Source organism: Streptomyces actinomycinicus (assembly GCF_016741775.1).
Lineage (GTDB): Bacteria > Actinomycetota > Actinomycetes > Streptomycetales > Streptomycetaceae > Streptomyces > Streptomyces actinomycinicus.
This window is the reverse complement of record NZ_JAERRK010000027.1, coordinates 93840-116380: the sequence shown is the minus strand read 5'-3', so window position 1 is coordinate 116380 and position 22541 is coordinate 93840. Positions and strand designations below refer to the sequence as shown.

The window sequence follows — 22541 nt, the reverse complement described above, 5'->3', positions numbered from 1 at the left end:
CCTGACGGTCCGTCAGTTCGCCGTCGAGGAGGGCTCTTGCCGCACACACGAACACCCGCGGTCACCGGCTGGTTCACCGGCGAGGGCGACACCTTCCGGCTCCTGGGCACCCGCTGCACGACCTGCGCCTCGGTCTTCTTCCCGCGCGAGGACGTCCACTGCCGCAATCCGCACTGCGCGGGCGGCTCCCTCGAGGTCGTCCCGCTGTCACGAAACGGACGGATCTGGTCGTACACCGACGGTCGCTACCGTCCGCCGTCACCCTATGTGAGCAACCCGGAACTTCCGTGGGAGCCGTACGCGTTGATCGCGGTGGAGCTGGAGGCCGAGCGGATCGTCGTGCTGGGACAGGCGGCTCCCGGGGTCACCGTCGCCGATCTGACGGTGGGCATGGAGGTGGAGGTCGTCCCCGGAGTGCTTCACGAGGACGCGGAGACGGCCTGGACCATCTGGCACTGGCGGCCGACGGGGGTGGCGGCATGACGACGGACGTGGCGGTGCTCGGCGCGGGCATGCACCCGTGGGGCAAGTGGGGCCGGGGCTTCGCGGAGTACGGGGCGGCGGCGGCCCGCGCCGCCCTCGCGGACGCCGGTCTCGACTGGCGGGACGTCGGCTCCGTGGTGGGCGCGGACACGGTGCGCGGCGGCTATCCGGGCTACGTCGCGGGAGCGACCTTCGCCAAGGCCCTCGGCTGGCAGGGCGCCAGGGTGGCCAGTGTGTACGCGGCCTGCGCGTCGGGGGCCCAGGCGATCGCCACGGGCCGGGCGCAGATCCTCGCCGGACTCGCCGACGTCGTCCTCGTGGTGGGCGCGGACGCCGCACCCAAGGGCTTCTTCCGGCCGGCGGGCGGAGAGCGTCCCGACGATCCGGACTGGCTGCGCTTCCGTCTGCTGGGCGCGACGAACCCGGCGTACTTCGGGCTCTACGCGCGGCGGCGGATGGCGGTGCACGGGGACACACCGGAGGACTTCGCCCTCGTCAAGGTGAAGAACGCCGCGCTCGGGGCGCTGAACCCGTACGCGCGCTACCGCAAGCGGGTCACCGCGGAGGAGGTGGCCGCCTCCACGGTGGTCGCCGATCCGCTGCGCCTGCTGGACATCTGCGCCACCTCGGACGGCGGGGCCGCCCTGGTGCTCTCCAGCCTGGCCTTCGCACACCGGTACGGCGTCGCACGGCCGGTGCGGATCCGGGCGGTGTCGACGGTGACCCCCCGCTTCCCGAACACGGTGCTGGACCTGCCCGACATCGCCACGGACTCCGCGGTCGCGGTGGAGCCCGCAGCGGAGAGCTTCCGCGCGTCCATCGCCCGTGCCGCCTACGAGGAGGCGGGCATCGGCCCGGAGGACCTGTCCCTGGCCGAGGTGTACGACCTGTCCACAGCCCTGGAGTTGCAGTGGTACGAGGATCTGGGGCTGTGCGGCGAGGGCGAGGGCGCCAAGCTCCTGCGGGAAGGTGCCACCGCACCGGGCGGCCGGATACCCGTGAACACCAGCGGCGGACTGGCCTCCTTCGGCGAGGCCGTGCCGGCCCAGGCGATCGCCCAGGTCTGCGAGCTGACCTGGCAGTTGAGGGGCACGGCCGGCGGCCGTCAGATCCCCGGGCCGCGGGTGGGCGTCACCGCCAACCAGGGGCTGTTCGGCCACGGGTCATCGGTGGTCGCGGTGCGGTGAGCGCGGCTTCCCGGAGCGCCCGGCACAGACGGGACGAAGAGGCCTTTCTCACAGTGTGTGACCGGCCCGGAATCCTGCGTGAACGTCTCATGAACTGCGCCTGGGTGTGCCCGGGCAGCGCCATCATGCTCCCGTGTACTCCTGGTCGGACACTCTCCGCTTCGCCTTCCAGCCGGTGGTCAACCTGAGGACGGGCGCGGTCGCCGCCCTGGAGACACTTGCCCGCCCGGAGGCCGGCGACATCCTGGCCGAGGCCCGTCGCGATCCTGAGCTGGACGGCAGGCTGGCCGTGTCGGCACTCCGCGCGGCGACACGCAAGGAGACGCTGCTGCCGCTGCACCTGAACGTGTTCGCGGCGACGCTGGCCGATCTCGGCGGCCTCCCCCCGCTGCACGACGCGGTACGCGCGGTGGGCCGTATGCCCTGGGAGGTGACGATCGACATCGTCCCGCCCTGTACGCACGTGCCGCCGCGGGCCCTGCTGGAGGCGGTGGCCTCGCTGCGCGAGCAGGGGTTCCGGATCAGCGCGGACGGCATCGGTGACGGTGACGTACCGCTGAGGCTGCTCACCGACCTCTCCCCCGACGTGATCAAGCTCGATGCGTCACTGCTGGCGCGGCCCGGCGCGGTGCGGGCCATGCGGACACTGTGCGAAGAGCTGGGCGCCCTGGTGGCGGTGGAGGGTGTGGAGACCGAACTGCAGTGCGCGGCGGCGCTGTCGGCAGGTGCCCAGTTGGCCCAGGGCGAGCTGTTCGCGCCGCCGGCCCGGATCCCCGCGGCGGACGTGTACGTTCCGCCGCGGACTGCAGGTGCCGTGACGGCGCCCCGGTCCGGTCCGTCGGTGCGGGAGTTCGTGCGTCCCGCTGCCGTCCTGCCGGTGACCGCTTCGGCCGGGCAGGTGCGGTCGCTGCTCACAGGGTCCCCTGAGGTCTCCGGTGTGCTGCTGGTGGACCAGACGGGCCGGCCCGTCCGGTCGGTGCACCGCTCGCGCTTCCTGCTCTCGATGTCCGGCCGCTACGGGCACGCTCTGTACGCCGACCGCCCGGCCTTCAAGCTCGGCGACGCGCCCCGCACGGTCGGCGTCGACGCGACGGCCTGGGAGGTGCTGGACGTGGTGGCGGTCGGCGGCCGGGACCGGACCTCCGACGATGTGGCCGTGGTGGACGCACGGGGCCGGTGCGTGGGGACCGTACGGCTGGCGGACCTCGTGCGGGCACTGGCCGAAAGCCGGGTCGAGGAGGCGGCCGGCCTCAACCCGCTCACCAGACTGCCCGGTTCGGACGCGATCGTGAGCGAGGTGGACCGGCGCATCTGCGACGGGCGGCCGTTCGCGCTCAGCTGGCTGGACATCGATCACTTCAAACAGGTCAACGACGGTGCCGGGTTCGCCGCGGGCGACGAGCTGATTCGCGCGGTGGGCCGTGCGCTCCAGGGCGCGGTGGCGGGACACGCGCGCGTGGGGCACATCGGCGGGGACGACTTCCTGGTGCTGGCCGACGCGGAAGCCCTCGATCCGCTGGTCGCCGCCGTGCTCGACACGCCCTGGTCGGCGGCAGGCCGGCCGGTCACGCTGTCACTCGCGACCGTCGTCTGCACCGCGGGCAGCGTCGACGACCATCACCAGGCCGCAGCCCAGCTCGCGCCGCTGAAGAAGGCGGCCACGGCGCTGCACGGCGCGAGCTGGGTGGTCGGGCATGCCGGCTTCCCCGGACACGAGATCCGCCGCGGCAGCCCGGGACCGGCTCCGGCCCAGGCCGGATACGCAGCCGCCGAGCCAGGATGGTGAACGGCTCTCCCGTACGTGTCCGTTGTGGCACGTGCGGGCCGGCCCGCATCGAGGGGCGAGCCGGTGTCACTGTCGCCGTCGGCAACCTTGACGCCCCCGGGGCGCCGGTGAACACTTCCCCGTGTCAGCCGACATCGCCGTACATTCTCGGTGTTATCAGGCACTGCGGAACGGGTCTGTCCTGCTCCACGGCCCGTCCCTCCAGGGCGATACGGCTGCGACGGCACGCTCGTCACGGACGCCGGGCGGGGCGCGGGTCCCTCCCTGCCTTCGACTGAAGTCGCCAAGGGGAACCTCCTGCACGGAGGGCCGGGGCCGATCGCCCCCAACCGCGCCAAGGGAGCCGCCATGAGCAACGGAGACATATTCGTCGGCGAAGTCATCGGCACCGCGATCCTGATCCTGTTCGGTGCCGGAGTCTGCGCGGCGGTCACTCTCAGATACTCGAAGGCACGAGCTTCGGGGTGGGTCGTGATCGCGTTCGGCTGGGGGTTCGGCGTGCTCGCCGGCGCGTACACCGCCGCGCCGCTGTCCGGCGGTCAGCTCAATCCCGCGGTCACCATCGGTATCGCCGTGGACACCGGCAAGTGGGACAAGGTCTGGGTGTACCTCCTGGGTCAGATCGTCGGCGCGATGCTCGGCGCCGTGCTCGCCTACCTGGTCTACCTCGCCCAGTTCCGGGCCAACGTCCGCCAGGGAGGGACCACCGAAGGCACCGCCGGCGAACCGGTGCCGACGCTCGGCATCTTCTCGACCGTGCCCGAGATACGGAATCCGGTCGCCAACCTCGTGACCGAGATCATCGCGACCGTCGCGCTCGTACTGCCGGTGCTCGCCTTCGGACTCACGAAGGGGCTGGGCGAGTCCGGCACGACCGTGCTGATCGTCTCCCTGCTCGTCGTGGGCATCGGGCTCTCCCTCGGCGGCCCCACCGGCTATGCCATCAATCCGGCCCGCGACCTGGGCCCGCGCATCGTGCACACCTTCCTGCCGATCCCCAACAAGGGCACCTCCGACTGGGGCTACGCCTGGATCCCCGTCGCCGGCCCGCTGATCGGCGGAGTGCTCGCCGGCCTCCTCTACAACGTGGCCTTCTGAACCTCACGGTCTCGACAGCGATCCAACCCAGCGACCCAGCGACCCAGGGACAGCCATGACGGACACCGCCGACACGTATGTCGCAGCCATCGACCAGGGCACCACGTCCAGCCGCTGCATCGTCTTCGACCACAGCGGCGCGGTCGTCGCCGTCGACCAGCGCGAGCACCGCCAGATCTTCCCCAAGCCCGGGTGGGTGGAGCACGACGCCACCGAGATCTGGTCCAAGGTGCAGGCCGTGGTGGCCGGAGCGCTCGCCAAGGCCGGGCTGCGCGCCGACCGGCTGAGCGCCCTCGGCATCACCAACCAGCGGGAGACCACGGTCCTGTGGGACCGCGCCACGGGCAAGCCCGTGCACAACGCGATCGTCTGGCAGGACACCCGCACCGCCGCCCTGTGCAGCGAGCTGGGCGGCACGGACGGCCAGGACCGCTTCCGCGAGCAGACCGGACTGCCGCTGGCCAGCTACTTCTCCGGGCCCAAGGCGGCGTGGCTACTGGACCACGTGCCCGGACTGCGGGACCGGGCCGAACGGGGCGAGATCGCCTTCGGGACCATCGACTCCTGGCTGATCTGGAACCTCACCGGTGGCACCGAGGGCGGCCGGCACGTCACCGACGTCACCAACGCCGGCCGCACCATGCTGATGAACCTGGACACTCTCCAGTGGGATCCCTCCATCCTGTCCGCGATGAACCTGCCCGAGGCCGTACTGCCCGAGATCCGGTCCTCCGCCGAGGTGTACGGCACCGCGGTCGGGCAGCTCGCCGGGGTGCCCGTGGCTTCCGCGCTGGGCGACCAGCAGGCCGCCGTGTTCGGGCAGGCCTGCTACGACGTCGGCACCGCGAAGAACACCTACGGCACCGGCAGTTTCCTGCTGTTGAACACCGGCAACCGGCCGGTCCCGTCGAAGAGCGGGCTGCTGACGACGATGGGCTACAAGATCGGCGGGGAGGCGCCGGTGTACTGCCTGGAGGGGTCCATAGCGATAACGGGCGCGCTGGTCCAGTGGTTCCGCGACCAGCTCGGGATCATCCGCTCCGCCGACGAGATCGAGACACTCGCGGCGAGCGTCGACGACAACGGGGGCGCCTACATCGTGCCCGCGTTCTCCGGCCTGTTCGCCCCCTACTGGCGCTCCGACGCGCGCGGCGTCGTCACCGGCCTCACGCGGTACGTCACGAAGGCGCACCTCGCGCGCGCGGTGCTCGAGGCGACGAGCTGGCAGACCCGTGAGGTCGTGGACGCCATGTACCAGGACTCCGGGGTGCGGATCACCACCCTGAAGGTCGACGGCGGCATGACGAAGAACAACCTGCTCATGCAGCACCAGGCGGACGTCCTCGGCGTGCCGGTGATCCGGCCCCGCGTGTCGGAGACGACCTGCCTGGGGGCCGCCTACGCGGCTGGGCTGGCCACGGGCGTGTGGGACGACCTGGACCAGCTGAAGTCGCACTGGCAGAAGGACGCGCAGTGGACGCCGGCGATGGAAGCGCCGGTGCGCGACCGCGAGTACCGCAACTGGCGCAGGGCGGTGGAGAAGAGCTTCGGCTGGCTGGAGGAGGACGGGGCGTAGGAACCGCCGCACGCGCGCGTGGGCGCTGCGCACAGGACCACGGCCCGTACCCCGGTCGGCGGGGGTACGGGCCGTGCCTGCCGGTCAGCCGATGGCGGCCTGGCGGCGCCCGGCCGCGTACTCCATCGCGTGCCGGACGACGCCGATGAGCACGTCCTTGACCGACTCCCGGTCCCTGGCGTCGCAGAGCAGGACGGGCACGTCCTCGTCCAGGTCGAGGGCCCGGCGGACGGCCTCGACCGGGTACCGGGCGGCTCCTTCGAAGCAGTTGACGCCGACGAGAAAGGGTATGGAACGCCGCTCGAAGTAGTCGACCGCGGCGAAGCAGTCCTCCAGGCGCCGGGTGTCGGCCAGGACGACCGCGCCGAGCGCGCCCTCGGTCAGTTCGTCCCACATGAACCAGAACCGTTCCTGCCCGGGTGTGCCGAAGAGGTACAGCACCAGGTCCTCGCGCAGGGTGATGCGACCGAAGTCCATGGCCACCGTGGTGGTGTGCTTGCCCTCCACGCCGCTGGTGTCGTCGACGGGCCGGCCGGCCTCGGTGAGCAGTTCCTCGGTGCGCAGCGGCCTGATCTCGCTGACCGCGCCGACGAGGGTCGTCTTGCCCACGCCGAAGCCGCCGGCCACGAGGATCTTGAGCGTGACGGGCTCGACCGGGGGCTTGCCGCGCTCAGAACGCCCGAAGATCATCGATCTCTTCTCCTGCTTGATGGGGTTCGGGCGACGGTCGGCCGTAGCCGCCGCCACCAGGGGTTTCGATGACGAGTACGTCGCCGGGACCGACGTCCGCCGAGCCGCTTCCGCCGAGGTCGGTGACCGTTCCGTCGGTCCGCTCGACCCGGTTGGCGCCGAGGGCTCCCGGGGCTCCGCCGGCCATGCCGTAGGGGGGCACGCGGCGGTGCTGCGAGAGCGTGGAGACGGTCATGGGTTCGAGGAAGCGGATGCGGCGCAGGGCACCGTCGCCGCCGCGCCACCGTCCGGCGCCGCCGCTTCCCCGCCGCACGGCGAACTCCTCCAGCCTGACCGGCAGCCGCCACTCCAGGATTTCCGGGTCGGTGAGCCGGGAGTTGGTCATGTGGGTCTGCACGACGTCGGCGCCGGGGAATCCGTCGCCGGCTCCGGATCCGGAGGCAACGGTTTCGTAGTACTGGTGCCGTTCGTTGCCGAAGGTGACGTTGTTCATGGTGCCCGAGCCCTCGGCCTGGACACCGAGGGCGGCGTAGAGGGCGCCGGTGAGGGCCTGGGAGGTCTCGACGTTGCCCGCGACCACGGCGGCGGGCGGCTCGGGGGCGAGCATCGAGCCGGACGGCACGACGATGTCCAGCGGGCGCAGGCAGCCGTCGTTGAGCGGGATGCCGTCGGCGACCAGGGTGCGGAAGACGTAGAGCACGGCCGCGTTGACGACGGCGAAGGGGGCGTTGAAGTTGGTGGCGAGCTGGGCGGAGGTACCGGTGAAGTCGATGGTGGCGCGCCGCTGCGCGCGGTCGACGCGGACGCGGACCCGGATGACGGCGCCGGAGTCGGCCTCGTAGGCGTACTCCCCGTCGTCCAGGACGTCGATGACGCGGCGGACGGCCTCCTCGGCGTTGTCCTGGACGTGCCGCATGTACGCCTGGACGACGTCGAGGCCGAAGTCCTCGATCATGTGGCGGACCTCTTCGACGCCCTTCTGGTTGGCGGCGATCTGGGCGCGCAGGTCGGCGAGGTTCGTGCGGGGGTTGCGGGACGGGTACGGCGCCTCGGTGAGCAGGCGGCGGGTCTCGCCCTCGCGGAAGCGGCCGTTCTCGGCGAGGAGCCAGTTGTCGAGGAGGACGCCCTCCTCGTCGATGGTGCTGCTGTGGGCGGGCATGGAGCCGGGCTGGATGCCGCCGATCTCCGCGTGGTGGCCGCGTGAGGCGACGTAGAAGAGGATCCGCGGCTCACTCTGCGTGTCAGACGCACGGTCGGTGTCGAAGACGGGGGTGATCACGGTGACGTCCGGCAGGTGTGTGCCGCCGTGGTACGGGTCGTTGACGGCGTAGGTGTCGCCGGGGCGCATCGTGGTGCCGCGGCGGCGGATGACCTCTTTGACGCTGGTGCCCATGGAGCCCAGGTGGACGGGGATGTGAGGGGCGTTGGCCACCAGGTTCCCGTCCGGGTCGAAGAGGGCGCAGGAGAAGTCCAGCCGCTCCTTGATGTTGACGGACTGGGCCGTGGACTCGAGCCGGGCGCCCATCTGTTCGGCGATCGACATGAAGAGGTTGTTGAAGACCTCGAGGAGAACCGGATCGGCTTGTGTGTCGAGATCGGAACTCTGCGTAATCGCCGTGCGTTCCATGACCAGATGCCCGTCAGCGGTCGCGGCGGCCCGCCAGCCGTCGTCGACGACGGTTGTCGCGCCGGCTTCCGTGATGATCGCGGGTCCGGTGACGGTGTCGCCGGGCGGAAGGGCTTCCCGGCGGTGGAGGGGTACGTCGCGCCAGGCACCGCCGGTGTGGAGGCGGACGGTGCCGGGCGCACAGGAGCGGCCCTCGTACGGGGCGAGGGCGGACAGATCGGGGGGTGCGGTGATGCCGGTGGCTTCGACGGAGAGGGCTTCGACGACGACCGGGCGGTCCAGGGTGAAGGAGTACGTGGCGCGATGACGTTCTTCGAACGCCTGCTTCATGGCGCCGGCCTCGGCCAGTTCGACGGTGAGGGTGGTGTCGGTCCCGTCGTAGCGGAGCTGGGCACGGCGGGTGACCTGGATGCGGTCCTCTGGGACGTCCTCGGCGAGCAGTTCGGCGCGTGCCGCGGCTTCCAGGTCGTCGGCCGTCTCGCGGACCCCGGGCATGGCGGCTGCCTCCAGGGGTGCCTCCACGGACTGCTCGCGCATGGCCGTCGTGTCGGCGAGGCCGATGCCGAGCGCGGAGAGGACGCCGGCCATGGGGGGTACGAGGACGGTGCGGATCCCGAGCGACTCCGCGACCTGGCACGCGTGCTGGCCGCCCGCGCCGCCGAACGTGGTCAGGGCGTAGCGGGTGACGTCGTGACCCTTCTGGACAGAGATCCGCTTCACGGCGTTGGCGATGTCCGCCACGGCGATCTGCAGGTATCCCTCGGCCACCTGTTCCGGGGTGCGGTCGTCGCCGGTGCGTTCGTGGACCTCGCGCGCGAGGGTGGTGAACTGCTCGTGGACGAGGGAGGCGTCCAGGGGCTGGTCGCCGGAGGGGCCGAACACCGCGGGGAAGTGGGCGGGCTGGATGCGGCCGAGCATCACGTTGGCGTCGGTGACGGTGAGGGGGCCGCCGGCACGGTAGCAGGCGGGGCCGGGGGCGGCGCCCGCCGAGTCGGGGCCGACCCGGTAGCGGGAGCCGTCGAAGTGCAGGACGGAGCCGCCGCCGGCGGCAACGGTGTGGATGTCCAGCATGGGGGCGCGCAGCCGGACGCCCGCGATCTGTGTGGTGAAGACGCGTTCGTACGCACCGGCGAAGTGCGAGACGTCGGTGGAGGTGCCGCCCATGTCGAATCCGATGACACGGTCGAAGCCGGCGCGCTGCGACATGCGGGCCATGCCGACGATGCCGCCGGCCGGGCCGGAGAGGACGGCGTCCTTGCCGCGGAACCGTCCGGCCTCCGTGAGCCCGCCGTTGGACTGCATGAACATGAGCCGGACGCCCTGCAGTTCGTCCGCGACGTGGCGTACGTAGCGGCGCAGCACCGGCGAGAGGTAGGCGTCCACCACGGCGGTGTCACCGCGGGGGACGAGTTTCATCAGCGGGCTGACCTCGCTGGACAGCGAGATCTGCGGGAAGCCGGTACGGGCGGCGAGTTCACCGACCGCGCGTTCGTGGGCGGGGTGGAGGTGACTGTGCAGGCAGACGACGGCGACCGCGCGGATCCCGTCCTGGTACGCCTCCCGGAGCGGGCCGGCCAGGGCCTCGAGGTCGGGGGCGCGCAGCACGGTGCCGTCAGCGGCGATGCGCTCGTCCACCTCCACGACCCGTTCGTGGAGCAGCTCGGGCAGCTCGATGCGGCGGGCGAAGATGCGCGGGCGGTTCTGGTAGGCGATGCGCAGGGCGTCGCGGAAGCCACGGGTGACGACCAGAAGGGTGCGCTCGCCCTTGCGCTCCAGCAGGGCGTTGGTGGCGACCGTGGTGCCCATGCGGACGGCCTCGACGGGCTCCCGGGAGTCCCCGAGGAGTTCACGGACGCCCGCGACGGCCGCGTCGGCGTACCGGCCGGGGTTGTCGGACAGCAGCTTGTGGGTGAGCAGCCGGCCGTCCGGGCGACGCGCGACGATGTCGGTGAAGGTACCGCCCCGGTCGACCCAGAACTGCCAGCCAGTCACGTCACTACCCCGCTTCCGCGCCGGTCACAGCGCTCGGAGGCCGTTGATCACGTCGCGCAGAATACTCTCGTCCGGCAGCTCGGCCGGGGGCACCGGGCGGGTCACATGGACGAGTTCCGCGTGTACGAGATCGCCGATGAGAACGCGGACCACGCCGGTGGGAAGGTCGAGTTCCGCGGCGAGTTCGGCGACCGACTGCGGTGTGTCCCGGCAGAGCCCGACGATCTCCACGTGTTCGGGGGACAGCGCCGGGTCCGCTTCGGCGTCCCCGGCGTCGGGCTCCGTGACGACCACCGCGATCAGGTCCAGGCGGTGCTGGGCCACGCTCGTGGTGCGGCCTCGCGTCATCGCGTACGGGCGGACGACCGGCCCGGCCTCGTCGTCGAACCAGTGGTTGCTTCCCTGACCGTCTCCGCTCATGCCATCCCACTACCCGCCTGCGGGCACATCGGTGCGCGGAGCGGCGCCCAGATGCACGCCGACCCGCTTGACCAGCAGTGTCATCTCGTAGGCGACCTGGCCGACGTCGGAGTCGGCGTCCGAGAGGACGGCGAGGCAGCTGCCGTCCCCGGCGGCGGTGACGAAGAGGAAGGCGTCGTCCAGCTCGACCACCGTCTGCCGGACGCTTCCCGCCTCGAAGTGGCGGCCGACGCCCTTGGCGAGGCTGTGGAAGCCGGATGCGACGGCGGCCAGATGCTCGCTGTCCTCCCTGGTCAGGTCCTTGGACACGCCCGTGGGCAGTCCGTCGCCGGACAGCACGACGGCCTTGCGGATGCTGGCGACCCGGTCGACGAGTTCGTCGAGCAGCCAGTCCAGCTCTCCCTTGTTCGTCGTCGCGTGGCCGGTGGCCTTCGGTGCGGTCATCGACCGTCCCCCTTTGTCGTTCCTGGTGCTGTGCCGTTCCGGGCCCCGTCGCCCGCGGCGTTCTCCTCGCGGCCACGCTGCCAGCCGCGCTGGAGCGAGGCCATTCGGCTGCGGACCTCGTCGGCGTCTCGGTCGGCGGGCTGCGCCGCTGGTTCGGCGCGCCGTTCGGAGTCCTGCTTGAGCTGGGGGGCCAGGCTGGCCTGGCGTACGCGCCGGGGCAGCGGCCCGGCACCGGGTTCTGCGGCCCTGTCGCCCGCGGTGGCGGCCCGGTCGCCCATGGTGGCGCCTCTGTCATCCGCGGCAGGGGCCGTAGTGCCGAGAGGCGGTGCGGTGCCGGCGAGTGGCGGTACCGGGTCGCCGGCACCGCCGGGGCCGGATGCCCGCGGCCTTGTCCGCCTGGGCAGTGCCGGTGCCTCGGGCCTCTCGTCCGCACCGCCCGCTTCGGCCGACGGGCGGTTCTCCGCGGGGTCGTCGGGGCCGGCGGGGCGCCGGGAGCCGACGGTGCCGCGGCGACGGGCGGGCAGGGGGGTCAGTCCGCCCGTGTCGGAGCGGGTCGGAGCGGCGGAGGGCTCCTGCTCAGGTTCCCCGCGGCGGGGGCGCTGGCCGGTGACCGGCTTGCCGTGCGAGCTGACCAGCTTGGGTGTCTGCCGCCGGGGCAGCGGGATCGGTCCGCGGTCGCCGGTCCCGTCCTCGGAGAGCCGGTCGGCGGGCGGGGCGGCTGCCTGGTCCTCGCTGTCCGGGTGGACGGGGCGGGAGCGGAACAGACCGCCGCGCTCGCTCTCCGCGTCCGTGAGGGCGCCGGGGAAGTCGTCGAGGGCGTCGAGATCGACTGGTGCCTCCAGCTCGACCGGGCCGTCCAGCAGGGAGGTCGGCATGCCGGGCAGCTGCAGCGGGCCCTGGGAGCGTCCGCCGGCCCGGCCGACCGCCCGCTCGGAGCCCTTCGCGGAGTGGGCCCGGTCCAGCCGGAAACCGATGCCGTTGGTGTCCGGGACGTCGTCGCTCAGCAGGGCGTCGGGCATGAAGACGACGGCAGTGGTGCCGCCGTACGGCGACGGCTGGAGCGAAACCCGGACGTTCTGGCGCTGGGCGAGGCGGCTGACGACGAACAGGCCGAGCCGGTCCGTGTCGGACAGCTCGAACTCGGGAGTCTCGGCGAGGCGCAGATTGGCGTCCAGGAGTGCCTCGGCCGTCATTCCGAGACCCCGGTCGTGAATCTCCAGGGTGAAGCCGTTGGCGACCCGCTCGCCGAGGACCTGGACGGCGGTGTGCGGGGGCGAGAACACCGTCGCGTTCTCGAGGAGTTCGGCGACGAGGTGGGTGAGGTCGGCGACGGCGGGACCGGTGACGGCGACCCGCGGCAGCCGGCGGACCTCGATGCGCTCGTAGTCCTCGACCTCGGCCACGGCGGCACGGACGACGTCCATCAGCTGCACGGGCCGGCGCCACTGCCGGGACGGTGCGGCACCGGAGAGGATCACCAGGCCTTCGGCGTGCCGGCGCATACGGGTCGTGAGGTGGTCCAGGCGGAACAGGTCGGCGAGTTCGTCGGTGTCCTCGGTCCTGCGCTCCATGCTGTCGAGGAGTGTGAGCTGCTTGTGCAGCAGTACTTGGCTGCGGCGGGCGAGGTTGACGAAGACCTCGGAGACCCCGGCCCGCAGCTCGGCCTGCTTGACGGCGGCCTCGACGGCTGCGCGCTGCAGTGTGTTGAGGGCTTGGCCGACCTCGCCCATCTCGTTCTTGTCGTACTCCAGGCGCGGCACCTCGGTCTCGACGTCGACCTGCTCCCCCACGGACAGCCGGCGCATCACGCTGGGCAGCCGGACGCCGGACGCCTCGTGGGCCTCCAGGCGCAGCTGGCGCAGGTCGCGGATGAGGCCGCGGCCGATCCGTACCGAGAGGACGACGGAGACCAGGAGGGCGACCAGTCCGAGGAGGCCGGCGACGGCGGCCTGGACGATGACTCCCATGGCTACGGGGCGGACCCGGTCCTGGAAGCGGTCGCCCACCTGGTCGTCCAGGGTGCCGAGTTCGTCCAGGACGGTGGCCGCTGCGGTGTCCCAGCCCTTCGCGGTGACATTGCGAGGTGTGCCGGAGCCCGCGCCGATGACGGTCTGCTCGGCCACGCGCAGCGGGGAGGTGGTGGCGTTGTTCCAGAAGCGTTCGTAGCGTTCGCGCTCCGCGGCGGGCAGCAGCGGCCGGCTGATGTCGTACAGGAGGGTGCGCTGGGCGACGAGGTCGGAGATGTCGCGGGTCTCTTCGCGGGTGAGCCGGCCGACCACGAGGGAGGAGCCGAGCAGGGCGTCCTCGCGGGAGAGCAGCTCGCGGGCGCGGGTGATGTTGACGAGGGCGCGGGCCTGTTTGTCGACCTCGACGTCGTCGATGCCGTCGAGGGATGCCAGCAGCGCGAAGCAGGGGTCGACGAGTCGGTTGTACAGCTCGAAGGCCTGGGCCCGCGTGACCGTGCCCTGCTCGACGCTGCGGCGCAGTGGGTCGAGACCGCGGAAGGCGTCCAGGAGGGCGGTCAGGTGCTCGCTGTCGTCCGCGTCCATGCCGTCGCGGAGGTCGTGGTCCTTGGCGTTCTCGCGGATCGTGGCGATGGCCCGGTCCGTGGCGGTGCGCGTGCGGTGCAGTGCCGTCAGTGCCTGGGAGGCCCTGGGGTCGGCGAGGTAGACGAGGGTCTGGCGTCGCTCCTGCTGCAGGACGCGGACGGTGTCCTCGGCCGGGTAGCCGACGTCCTCCACCACGGCGGACACATGGAACAGCTGGGCCACCTCACGCCCCGTCAGTACCGTGGCGAAGCCCCAGACGGCGGCCAGGGACACCAGCGGCACGAGAAGCAGCGCCACGATCTTCCGGCGGATGGACTTCCCGCGAAAGCGCATGGCCTCCCCCAGCTCGACCCCCGCCGGTCGGGGGTGCACATGTCCGTCAACAAACGGCGCGAGCCTACTACCGCCCCGCGGCTAACTCGAAGACATGTCCGGAGGGCGAACTTCCGCACCGGCGGCGAGACATGGCGAGTTGTCCGGGCATTACGGGAGATTGTCCCCACGATCCGGGCACGGTCACCCGTCCGTCCGCAGCCACACGGTCAGGCGGTTGGCCGGATTTTTACGCTGGTTGGGAATCATCCGGCCGTCTCGTTCGTCCTTCTCTACGGGAATTGGGGGCGGAATGGGCCACGGGAGCCGCATCCCGCACCCGGGCGGCGTAAAAGGACGCAAGCCGGGCAGCCACTGGGGAGCCGGGGTCTTCGGACGCCGGGGCGAACGGTCAGCCGGCGGTGGGGAGTGACACGGTGATGGGGACGGCGGAGCGGCGCGAGGCGTCCGACGAGAGCGTGGCGGTGCGCTCGCAGGCACGGCAGGGCCGACAGGCGCCGGATCGCGACATTCCGGTGCGGCGGCGCGCCGGTGACGCCGTCTGGGACGAACAGCAGCAGGACTGCAGGCCGTTGTGGGTGGAAGAGCCCGCGCGCAAGCATCCGATGCCCGATCCGGTGCGCAGCGCGGCGGTGCGGGCGGTGATCATCATCGCCGTCACGCTGATACAGGCGATGGTGGCGTTCCTGTGCACACTGGCCGGGTCGTGGCTGGCGTTCCCCATGGTGATCAGCAGCGTGGCGAGCACGGTCGTGGCCACCTGGGCCGTGGTCGACGTCTGGGTGACCCGTCAGGTGTGGAGCCAGCGGTACGGCGTGGTCTCGGAGCCCAGCAGCACCGCCCGGGCGTTGCGGCGTGAACGACGCGCCGGGCGGCGCCAGGAGCGGGCGGCCCAGCGGGAACAGGAGCGGATACGCCGGCGGGGCGCCGCCGGGCAGCTGTCGCACTCCTGACCCGTTCGGCCACGGTCGTCCCGCCCACGGGCCCGTGCCTCCTGGTCCCAGCGAGGCGATGCCTCCCCGTCCGCCGGGTGCGGTCCTCTCGGTCCGCCCGGGGCAGTGCCTGCCGGTCCGTCCGGGGCGGTGCCTGCTGGTCCGTCCGGCGCAGTGCCTGCCGGTCCGTCCGGGGCAGTGCCTGCCGGTCCGTCCGGGGCAGTGCCTCCCGGCCGGCTGTCAGAGCACAGCCTCCTCCTCCGCCCCTTGGCGGTCGCCCCGCTGGAGTGCACGGCGAAACCGCATGAAGGCGCGGGGCCGGTCCACGGAGAGCACGGCGACCGTGCGTCCGTCCCGCTCGTAGCGGGCGAGGAGACCGGCCTCGCCGGGGCCGCCGTCGTCGGCCATGCCGCCCTCGGTGAGGTGAACGGTGTCGCCGTCGCGGTACCGGCCGGCGAACTGGATCCGGGACCCGTACTGGTCGGACCAGAAGTACGGGACCGCGCGGGCGGTCGCGAGGGTGCGGCCGGCGAGCAGATTGGTCACGGCGACGCGGGGCTGCTCGGTGGCGGAGGTCCAGTGCTCGGCGCGGATGCCGCCGGTACGGGCGACGTCGCCGACGGCGACCACCTGGGGCAGGGCGGTCACACAGCCGTCGTCGCAGAGCACGCCGTCGTGCAGGGTGAGCGCCGAGCCCACCAGCCAGGCGGTGTTGGGGCGGGCGCCGATGCCGACGATCACGAGGTCGGCGGGCAGGCGGCGGCCGTCGGCGAGGTCGACCCCGGCGACGGCGCCGGTGCCGGTGCTGGTGCCGGTGCCGGTGAGCGCGGATACCCCGGTTCCGGTGACCAGTTCCACGCCTCCGCGACGGTGCAGGGCGGCGCACACGGCGGCCATCTGCGGGCCGAGTTGGGGGAGCAGTGGCAGCGGTGCGGCTTCCACCACGGTGACGGCGTGGCCCAGCCGGGCACACGAGGAGGCCGTCTCGGCACCGATGAAGCCGCCGCCGATGACGACGATCCGGCGCGGCCCCCCGGTGAGGGCGGCACGCAGGGCACGGGCGTCGTCCAGGGTGCGCAGGGTGTGTACGCCGGCGTACCCCTCGCCGGGCAGCCGGCGGGCGGTGGCGCCCGTGGCGATGACGACGCCGTCGGTGGAGACCGTGCGGCCGTCACCGAGGAGGACGGTCCGGCCGCGGGGATCGAGTCCGCGGGCGCGGACGCCGAGCAGCCACTCGGCGTCGAGTCCGGCGGTCTCCTCGGCGTCCGTGAGGGCCAGTTGATTCTCGTCGGCGCGTCCGGTGAGGAAGTCCTTGGAGAGGGGAGGGCGGTCGTAGGGGCGGTGGGGCTCCTCGCCGACGATCACCAGCCGGCCGTCGTAGCCCTGGGCACGCAGTTCACGGGCGGCATAGAGCCCGGCGAGGGAGGCGCCGACGATGGTCACGGTCCTCATGCGGCCGTGCCCTCCTCCGCGGTCAGGTGGACGTGGATCACGCCGTCCTGGACGGTGACACGGTGGGTGCGCACGGGGCGCCGGGCCGGCAGGCAGGTCGGCTCGCCGGTGCGCAGGTCGAAGGAGGCGGCGTGCAGCGGGCACTCGACCAGGCAGCCCTCCAGCCAGCCTTCGGAGAGGGATGCGTCCTGGTGGGTGCAGGTGTCGTCGATGGCGTACAGCGCGCCGCCCTCGGTGCGGAACACGGCGACCGGCGGTGTGGTCTCGACGCGGACGGACTCTCCCTCGGGGAGGTCTTCGAGGCGGCAGACGGGAATCACGGGCCCCCCTCTCGGTCCGGGACACACGGTCCGGACCTGCTCGATGCAGGCGTCAGGGATGCTGCCCGGAGCCCGGAACCTCGAGGGTCCGGGCCGGTGCAGCGGTAAGGGAGTGACGGACCGCCATCGGTCCGGGTGGTCCGGCGCCCTTCCGGGATCCGGACGGTTCGGTAACATGATGTTTCGCATGGCGCACGATCTAGCGCTATGCGCAACAGAATCCGGGCGGGACGACCGTCGCGTCAAGGGCTTCCCGCAGATGCGGCCCGAACCGGGCCCACAGGTGGTGAGAGTTGAGCCATGACCCGCACGCAGAAGCAGTCTGACCGCAGCGAGGAGACCACGGAGAGCCCAGGGGCCCGCGAGGGGCGGAACGGCCGCGGAGCGGCGAGTGCGGTGCAGTCGGTGGACCGCGCCGTCAGCGTGCTGGAGATCCTCGCCCGGCACGGCGAGGCGGGCGTCACCGAGATCGCCGAGGAACTGGACGTGCACAAGTCCACGGCGTTCCGGCTGCTCGGCGTCCTGGAGAACCGCGGCCTGGTGGCCCAGGCCAAGGACCGCGGCAAGTACTACCTGGGGGCCGGTGTACTGCGCCTGGCGGGGGCGGCGGCAGTGCGTCTGGACATCTCCCAGGAGGGCGTCCCGGTCTGCCGGGAGGTCGCGGACGAGCTGGGCGAGACGGTCAACATCGCCGTGCTGGACGACGACGCGGCGGTCAACATCATGCAGGCCCGCGGCACCGCGTCCGTGACCGCGCAGAACTGGCTGGGCAGACGCACCCCGCTGCACGCCACCTCCAGCGGCAAGGTGCTGCTCGCGCACATGTCGCCGACGCTGCGCGAGGGCCTGCTGGCACGGCCGCTGCCGCGGTTCACGGACCGTACGATCACCGGCGCGGCGATGCTGCGTGCGGAGTTGCAGGCCGTGGTCGAGCGGGGGTACGGCGTCACGAGCGAGGAGCTGGAGCTGGGCCTCGCGGCCGTCGCGGCGCCGGTGCGCGCGCACGACGGGAGGGTGATCGCCGCGATCAGCGTCTCGGGGCCGGTGTACCGGCTCAACGCCGACCGGCTGCCGGAGGTGGCCAAGCGGACGGTGGCCGCGGGCGCCGAGCTGTCCCGCCGCATGGGCTACGGCTTCTGAGGGAGCGTCGGACCGTCCGGGCCGTGCCGTTCCCCCGCCCGGGCCCTGCGCTCGCACGATGCCGGCGGTGGCGCGGCGCCGGGGGGTTCCCTGGTGCCGCGCCGCCGTGTGTCCGAGAGGTTTCGCCCCGCGGGTTCCCTTTGCCAAGGGTTAACGCGTACCCCTTGACGGCCGCCTGACGCCGTTCTCAATATGTTCCTCATCACGCAACCCATCGTGCAATGCGCAACAGCAGAGGAGCTTGTCGTGCCACACGAGGTCCGTGCCGTAGTCGCTGTGAAGAGGGGCGCACCCGTGGAGGTGCGGACGATCCTCGTCCCCGATCCGGGCCCCGGTGAGGTCCTCGTGGATGTGCAGGCCTGCGGGGTGTGCCACACGGACCTCCACTACCGGGAGGGCGCGATCACCGACGACTTCCCGTTCCTGCTGGGTCATGAGGCGGCCGGCACGATCGCGGCGGTCGGACCGGGCGTCACGGATCTGGTGCCCGGGGATTACGTGGTGCTGGCCTGGCGGGCGCCGTGCGGCGGCTGCCGTTCCTGTCGCCGCGGCCGGCCCTGGTACTGCTTCGACTCCCGCAACGCCGCCCAGCCGATGACCCTGCTGGACGGCACGCCGCTCACCAACGCCCTGGGCATCGGCGCCTTCGCCGAGAAGACGCTGGTCGCGGCGGGGCAGGCGGTGAAGATCGACCCTGCCGCGCGGCCCGAGGCAGCCGGTCTGATCGGCTGCGGGGTGATGGCCGGTTACGGCGCGGCGGTCAACACGGGCAACGTCGGCCGCGGCGACTCGGTCGCCGTCATCGGCTGCGGTGGTGTCGGCAACGCCGCCATCGCGGGCGCCTGCCTCAACGGCGCCATGAAGGTGATCGCCGTCGACATCGACGACAAGAAGCTGGACCAGGCCGAGAAGTTCGGCGCCACGCACACCGTCAACTCCCGCGGGACGGACCCCGTCGCGGCCGTGCGCGAACTGACCGGCGGCTTCGGCGTGGACATCGCGATCGACGCGGTGGGGCGGCCCGAGACCTTCGAGCAGGCCTTCTACATGCGCGACCATGCCGGCCTGCTGGTCCAGGTCGGTGTCCCCTCCCCGGAGATGAAGATCGAACTCCCGCTGATCGACGTCTTCTCGCGCGGCGGCGCCGTCAAGTCCTCCTGGTACGGCGACTGCCTGCCGAGCCGGGACTTCCCGTTCCTCATCGACCAGTACCTGTACGGCCTGCTCGACCTCAACGCGTTCGTCTCCGAGACGATCGCCCTGGACCAGGTGGAGGAGGCGTTCGGCAAGATGCACCGCGGTGAGGTGCTGCGCTCGGTGGTGGTCCTGTGAGTGTGCACGGGGCCGTACGTGTCGAGCGGGTCGTCACCTCCGGCACGTTCAGCCTGGACGGCCAGACCTTCGACGTCAAGAACAACGTCTGGCTGATCGGTGACGACGAGGAGGTGCTGGTCGTGGACGCCGCGCACGACGCGGGGGCGATCCACCGGGCCACCGCAGGCCGCCGGGTCCGTGCCGTCGTCTGCACCCACGCCCACGACGACCACATCGGCGCGGCGCCCGCGCTCTCCGCCCTCACCGGCGCCCCCGTCCTGCTCCACCCCGCCGACCTCGAGCTGTGGTCCCAGACGCACCCGGACCGCAAGCCGGACGGTGAGCTGTCCGACGGCCGCGTCCTCCCGGTCGCCGGCATCGAGGTACAGGTCGTGCACACCCCGGGCCACACCTGGGGCAGCTGCTGCCTGTACGCCCCCTTCCTCGACGCCGTCTTCACCGGCGACACCCTGTTCCACGGCGGCCCCGGCGCCACCGGCCGCTCGTACTCCGACCGCCCGGCCATCGAGGAGTCGCTCCGCACGCGGCTGCTCACCCTGCCGGGGACCACCGTCGTCCGCACCGGCCACGGCGAGGACACGACGGTCGCCGCCGAGCGGCCGAACGTCCCGGCCGCCTGAGCGGCCTCCCGCCCTCTGCCGTCCCCGCCACCACAAGGAGGGGCATGTCCAGCACATCCGAAGACCAGCCCGGCACGGCCCGCACCCGGCACAGCACCGGCGCAACCCGCACCGTCGGCCCCCGCGTGGTCGTCATCGGCGCCGGCATCGTCGGCTGCTCCCTCGCCGACGAGCTGACCGCGCGCGGCTGGACCGACGTCACCGTCCTCGAGCAGGGTCCGCTGCCCTCCCCCGGCGGCTCGACCTCGCACGCGCCCGGACTCGTCTTCCGCACCAGCCCGTCCAGGACCCTCGCCGAGTTCGCCAAGTACACCGTGGAGAAGTTCCGCTCCCTGGACGCGGACGGCGTCTCCTGCTTCGACCAGGTCGGCGGACTGGAGCTGGCGACCACCCCCGAACGCCTGGCCGACCTGCACCGCCGGGCCGGTTACGCCGCCTCCTGGGGCATCCGTGGCGAGGTCGTGAGCCCGGCCCGCTGCAAGGAACTGTGGCCGCTGCTGGACGAGTCGGTCGTCCTCGGCGGCTTCCACACCCCCGAGGACGGCCTGGCCCGGGCTCTGCTCGCGGCCCGCGCCCAGATGGACCGGGCGACCGCGCGTGGCGCCCGTTTCCTGGACCGGCACACCGTCACCGGCATCGAGCGGCAGGACGGCCGGGTCACCGCGGTGGTCACCGACCGGGGTGCTTTCCCGGCCGACCACGTGGTCTCCGCGGCCGGATTCTGGGGGCCCGTCATCGGCCGCATGGCCGGCGTCGACGTACCGCTGCAGCCCCTCGCGCACCAGTACGCGAAGACGGGGCCGCTGCCGGAGCTGAGCGGCACCACGGCCGACGCCACGCGGCCCATCCTCCGCTTCCAGGACCGCGACCTGTACTTCCGTGAGCACGCCGACCGCATCGGGATCGGCTCGTACGCGCACCGGCCGATGCCGGTCGATCCGTTCACGGTCCCGGCGTACGACGAGGCGCGTGCCCGGGACATGGAGATGCCGTCCTCGTTCCCGTTCACCGTCGAGGACTGGGCACCGAGCTGGGAGGACTGCCGCCGGCTGCTGCCGGCGCTGCGCGAGAGCCTGATCGAGGCCGGGTTCAACGGGGTCTTCTCGTTCACGCCGGACGGCATGCCGGTGCTCGGTGAGGCACGGCGGCTGCGGGGCTTCTGGCTGGCCGAGGCGGTCTGGGTGACCCACTCCGCCGGGGTGGCCAGGGCGGTCGCCGAGTGGATGGTCGACGGACGGCCGTCGATCGACGTGCACGAGTGCGACCTCACCCGCTTCGAGGACGCACAGCGTTCACCGTCGTACGTCCGTGAACGCGGCTCACAGCAGTTCGTCGAGGTGTACGACGTCCTGCACCCGCTGCAACTGGTGGAGCAGCCGCGTCCGCTGCGAGTCAGCCCCTTCTACGCCCGCCAGCAGCAGCTCGGCGCGTTCTTCCTGGAGGGCACCGGCTGGGAGCGCCCGCACTGGTACGAGGCGAACGCCCCGCTCGTGCACGCCCTCGGCGGTCTGCCCGAACGCGACGCCTGGGCGGCTCGCTACTGGTCCCCCATCGCCGCCGCCGAAGCGACGGCCACCCGCGAGCGGGTCGCCCTCTACGACATGACCCCGCTGCGCCGCCTGGAGGTCACCGGCCCCGGCGCCCTCGCCTTCCTCGACCGCATGACCAGCAACAACCTTCGCAAGAAGCCCGGCGCGGTCACCTACACCCTCCTCCTGGACGAGACCGGAGGCATCCGCTCCGACCTCACCGTCGCCCGGCTCGCCCCCGACCGCTTCCAAGTGGGCGCCAACTCCCCCGCCGACCTGGACCGGCTGCTCCGCCACGCACCCCCCGGCGTACAGGTCCGGGACATCACCGCGGGCACGTGCTGCATCGGCGTCTGGGGGCCGCTCGCCCGCGAACTCGTCCAGCCGCTCACGCGGGACGACTTCTCCCACGAGGGCTTCGGCTACTTCCGGGCGAAGCAGACGTACCTGGGACACGTGCCGGTCACGGCGATGCGGCTGAGCTATGTCGGCGAGCTGGGCTGGGAGCTGTACACCACCGCCGACCTGGGCCTCAGGCTATGGGACACGCTGTGGGAGGCCGGGCAGGGACTCGGGGTGATCGCCGCAGGCCGCTCCGCGTTCAACTCCCTGCGTCTGGAGAAGGGCTACCGGGCCTGGGGCACCGACATGACCGACGAACACAATCCGTTCGAGGCGGGCCTGGGTTTCGCCGTCCGCATGGACAAGGAGGACTTCGTCGGCAAGGCCGCGCTCCGGCACTCCGGTGAACCCGCCCGCCGGCTCACGCCGCTGCTGCTGGACGACCCGGCCACCGTCGTCCTCGGCAAGGAGCCCGTGTTCGTCGACGGCACGCCCGCCGGCTACGTGACCAGCGCCGCGTACGGCTACACCCTCGGCCGCTGCGTCGCCTACGCCTGGCTCCCGGCCGGTCTCACCACCGGAACAGGCGTCCACATCGAGTACTTCGGCGAGAAGGTGCCCGCCACGGTCGCCGACGAGCCGCTGTTCGACCCGAAGATGACCCGTATCCGTCGCTAGGAGGCGTC

At 72.2% G+C, this 22541-nt stretch carries 17 protein-coding genes; 10 read left to right on the top strand and 7 right to left on the bottom strand.

Annotated features, from left to right (window positions below; all coding sequences use genetic code 11):
• The first annotated feature begins 36 nt into the window (after positions 1–36).
• The 5 genes from JK359_RS34835 to glpK all read left to right on the top strand — a co-directional run bounded on the left by JK359_RS34835 (position 37) and on the right by glpK (position 6130).
• On the top strand, positions 37–483 hold the full coding sequence (locus JK359_RS34835; protein WP_201843632.1) for a Zn-ribbon domain-containing OB-fold protein: 447 nt from the start codon (positions 37–39) through the stop codon (positions 481–483).
• The gene (locus tag JK359_RS34830; protein WP_201843631.1) at positions 480–1670 is read left to right on the top strand and encodes a lipid-transfer protein; all 1191 of its coding nucleotides are present in this window, start codon (positions 480–482) and stop codon (positions 1668–1670) included. Before JK359_RS34835 ends, JK359_RS34830 begins: the two co-directional genes overlap by 4 nt.
• A 133-nt stretch (positions 1671–1803) precedes the next feature.
• The gene (locus JK359_RS34825; protein ID WP_201843630.1) at positions 1804–3456 is read left to right on the top strand and encodes a GGDEF domain-containing protein; all 1653 of its coding nucleotides are present in this window, start codon (positions 1804–1806) and stop codon (positions 3454–3456) included.
• A 348-nt stretch (positions 3457–3804) separates the two neighbouring features.
• Positions 3805–4554: an MIP/aquaporin family protein gene (locus JK359_RS34820; protein ID WP_201843629.1), complete on the top strand. Its 750-nt coding sequence runs from the start codon at positions 3805–3807 to the stop codon at positions 4552–4554.
• 55 nt (positions 4555–4609) lie between these two features.
• The gene (glpK, locus tag JK359_RS34815) at positions 4610–6130 is read left to right on the top strand and encodes a glycerol kinase GlpK (RefSeq protein ID WP_201843628.1); all 1521 of its coding nucleotides are present in this window, start codon (positions 4610–4612) and stop codon (positions 6128–6130) included.
• 84 nt (positions 6131–6214) lie between these two features.
• On the opposite strand, the gene JK359_RS34810 is transcribed toward glpK, so the two are convergent.
• Genes JK359_RS34810 through JK359_RS34790 form a run of 5 tightly spaced genes read right to left on the bottom strand, consistent with a single transcriptional unit; the run spans position 6215 to position 14185 of the window.
• The gene (locus JK359_RS34810; protein ID WP_201843627.1) at positions 6215–6820 is read right to left on the bottom strand and encodes a GTP-binding protein; all 606 of its coding nucleotides are present in this window, start codon (positions 6818–6820) and stop codon (positions 6215–6217) included.
• Positions 6801–10439, bottom strand: a complete 3639-nt coding sequence (locus tag JK359_RS34805) for a hydantoinase B/oxoprolinase family protein (RefSeq protein ID WP_201843626.1) — start codon at positions 10437–10439, stop codon at positions 6801–6803. The genes JK359_RS34810 and JK359_RS34805 overlap by 20 nt, the downstream gene beginning before the upstream one ends.
• Positions 10440–10463: 24 nt before the next feature.
• Positions 10464–10859, bottom strand: a complete 396-nt coding sequence (locus JK359_RS34800) for a DUF742 domain-containing protein (protein WP_201843625.1) — start codon at positions 10857–10859, stop codon at positions 10464–10466.
• 9 nt (positions 10860–10868) lie between these two features.
• Complete coding sequence (locus JK359_RS34795) at positions 10869–11303, bottom strand: roadblock/LC7 domain-containing protein (RefSeq protein ID WP_201843624.1); 435 nt, start codon at positions 11301–11303, stop codon at positions 10869–10871.
• The gene (locus tag JK359_RS34790; protein WP_201843623.1) at positions 11300–14185 is read right to left on the bottom strand and encodes a sensor histidine kinase; all 2886 of its coding nucleotides are present in this window, start codon (positions 14183–14185) and stop codon (positions 11300–11302) included. The genes JK359_RS34795 and JK359_RS34790 overlap by 4 nt, the downstream gene beginning before the upstream one ends.
• Before the next feature lie 419 nt (positions 14186–14604).
• On the opposite strand from JK359_RS34790, the gene JK359_RS34785 reads away from it, so the two are divergent.
• Positions 14605–15138, top strand: a complete 534-nt coding sequence (locus JK359_RS34785) for a hypothetical protein (protein ID WP_201843622.1) — start codon at positions 14605–14607, stop codon at positions 15136–15138.
• Positions 15139–15357: 219 nt separating this feature from the next.
• Here the strand turns inward: JK359_RS34785 and JK359_RS34780 are convergent, their stop codons facing one another.
• On the bottom strand, positions 15358–16569 hold the full coding sequence (locus tag JK359_RS34780; protein WP_201843621.1) for an NAD(P)/FAD-dependent oxidoreductase: 1212 nt from the start codon (positions 16567–16569) through the stop codon (positions 15358–15360).
• The gene (locus JK359_RS34775) at positions 16566–16889 is read right to left on the bottom strand and encodes a bifunctional 3-phenylpropionate/cinnamic acid dioxygenase ferredoxin subunit (RefSeq protein ID WP_201843620.1); all 324 of its coding nucleotides are present in this window, start codon (positions 16887–16889) and stop codon (positions 16566–16568) included. The genes JK359_RS34780 and JK359_RS34775 overlap by 4 nt, the downstream gene beginning before the upstream one ends.
• A 300-nt stretch (positions 16890–17189) precedes the next feature.
• On the opposite strand from JK359_RS34775, the gene JK359_RS34770 reads away from it, so the two are divergent.
• The 4 genes from JK359_RS34770 to JK359_RS34755 all read left to right on the top strand — a co-directional run bounded on the left by JK359_RS34770 (position 17190) and on the right by JK359_RS34755 (position 22533).
• Complete coding sequence (locus tag JK359_RS34770) at positions 17190–18029, top strand: IclR family transcriptional regulator (RefSeq protein WP_201843619.1); 840 nt, start codon at positions 17190–17192, stop codon at positions 18027–18029.
• Between the two features lie 246 nt (positions 18030–18275).
• Positions 18276–19361, top strand: a complete 1086-nt coding sequence (locus tag JK359_RS34765; RefSeq protein WP_201843618.1) for an S-(hydroxymethyl)mycothiol dehydrogenase — start codon at positions 18276–18278, stop codon at positions 19359–19361.
• Entirely contained in the window at positions 19358–19984 is a 627-nt protein-coding gene (locus JK359_RS34760; RefSeq protein ID WP_201843617.1) for an MBL fold metallo-hydrolase, read from the top strand. The genes JK359_RS34765 and JK359_RS34760 overlap by 4 nt, the downstream gene beginning before the upstream one ends.
• A gap of 44 nt (positions 19985–20028) precedes the next feature.
• Positions 20029–22533, top strand: a complete 2505-nt coding sequence (locus JK359_RS34755) for a GcvT family protein (protein ID WP_236678913.1) — start codon at positions 20029–20031, stop codon at positions 22531–22533.
• Positions 22534–22541: the final 8 nt, after the last annotated feature.

Coding starts and splice junctions, on each gene's coding strand:
- JK359_RS34830 (WP_201843631.1), top strand. CDS start 480: ATGACGACGGACGTGGCGGTGCTCGGCGCGGGCATGCACCCGTGGGGC.
- JK359_RS34820 (WP_201843629.1), top strand. CDS start 3,805: ATGAGCAACGGAGACATATTCGTCGGCGAAGTCATCGGCACCGCGATC.
- glpK (WP_201843628.1), top strand. CDS start 4,610: ATGACGGACACCGCCGACACGTATGTCGCAGCCATCGACCAGGGCACC.
- JK359_RS34810 (WP_201843627.1), bottom strand. CDS start 6,820: ATGATCTTCGGGCGTTCTGAGCGCGGCAAGCCCCCGGTCGAGCCCGTC.
- JK359_RS34800 (WP_201843625.1), bottom strand. CDS start 10,859: ATGAGCGGAGACGGTCAGGGAAGCAACCACTGGTTCGACGACGAGGCC.
- JK359_RS34795 (WP_201843624.1), bottom strand. CDS start 11,303: ATGACCGCACCGAAGGCCACCGGCCACGCGACGACGAACAAGGGAGAG.
- JK359_RS34790 (WP_201843623.1), bottom strand. CDS start 14,185: ATGCGCTTTCGCGGGAAGTCCATCCGCCGGAAGATCGTGGCGCTGCTT.
- JK359_RS34785 (WP_201843622.1), top strand. CDS start 14,605: ATGGGGACGGCGGAGCGGCGCGAGGCGTCCGACGAGAGCGTGGCGGTG.
- JK359_RS34780 (WP_201843621.1), bottom strand. CDS start 16,569: ATGAGGACCGTGACCATCGTCGGCGCCTCCCTCGCCGGGCTCTATGCC.
- JK359_RS34770 (WP_201843619.1), top strand. CDS start 17,190: ATGACCCGCACGCAGAAGCAGTCTGACCGCAGCGAGGAGACCACGGAG.
- JK359_RS34755 (WP_236678913.1), top strand. CDS start 20,029: ATGTCCAGCACATCCGAAGACCAGCCCGGCACGGCCCGCACCCGGCAC.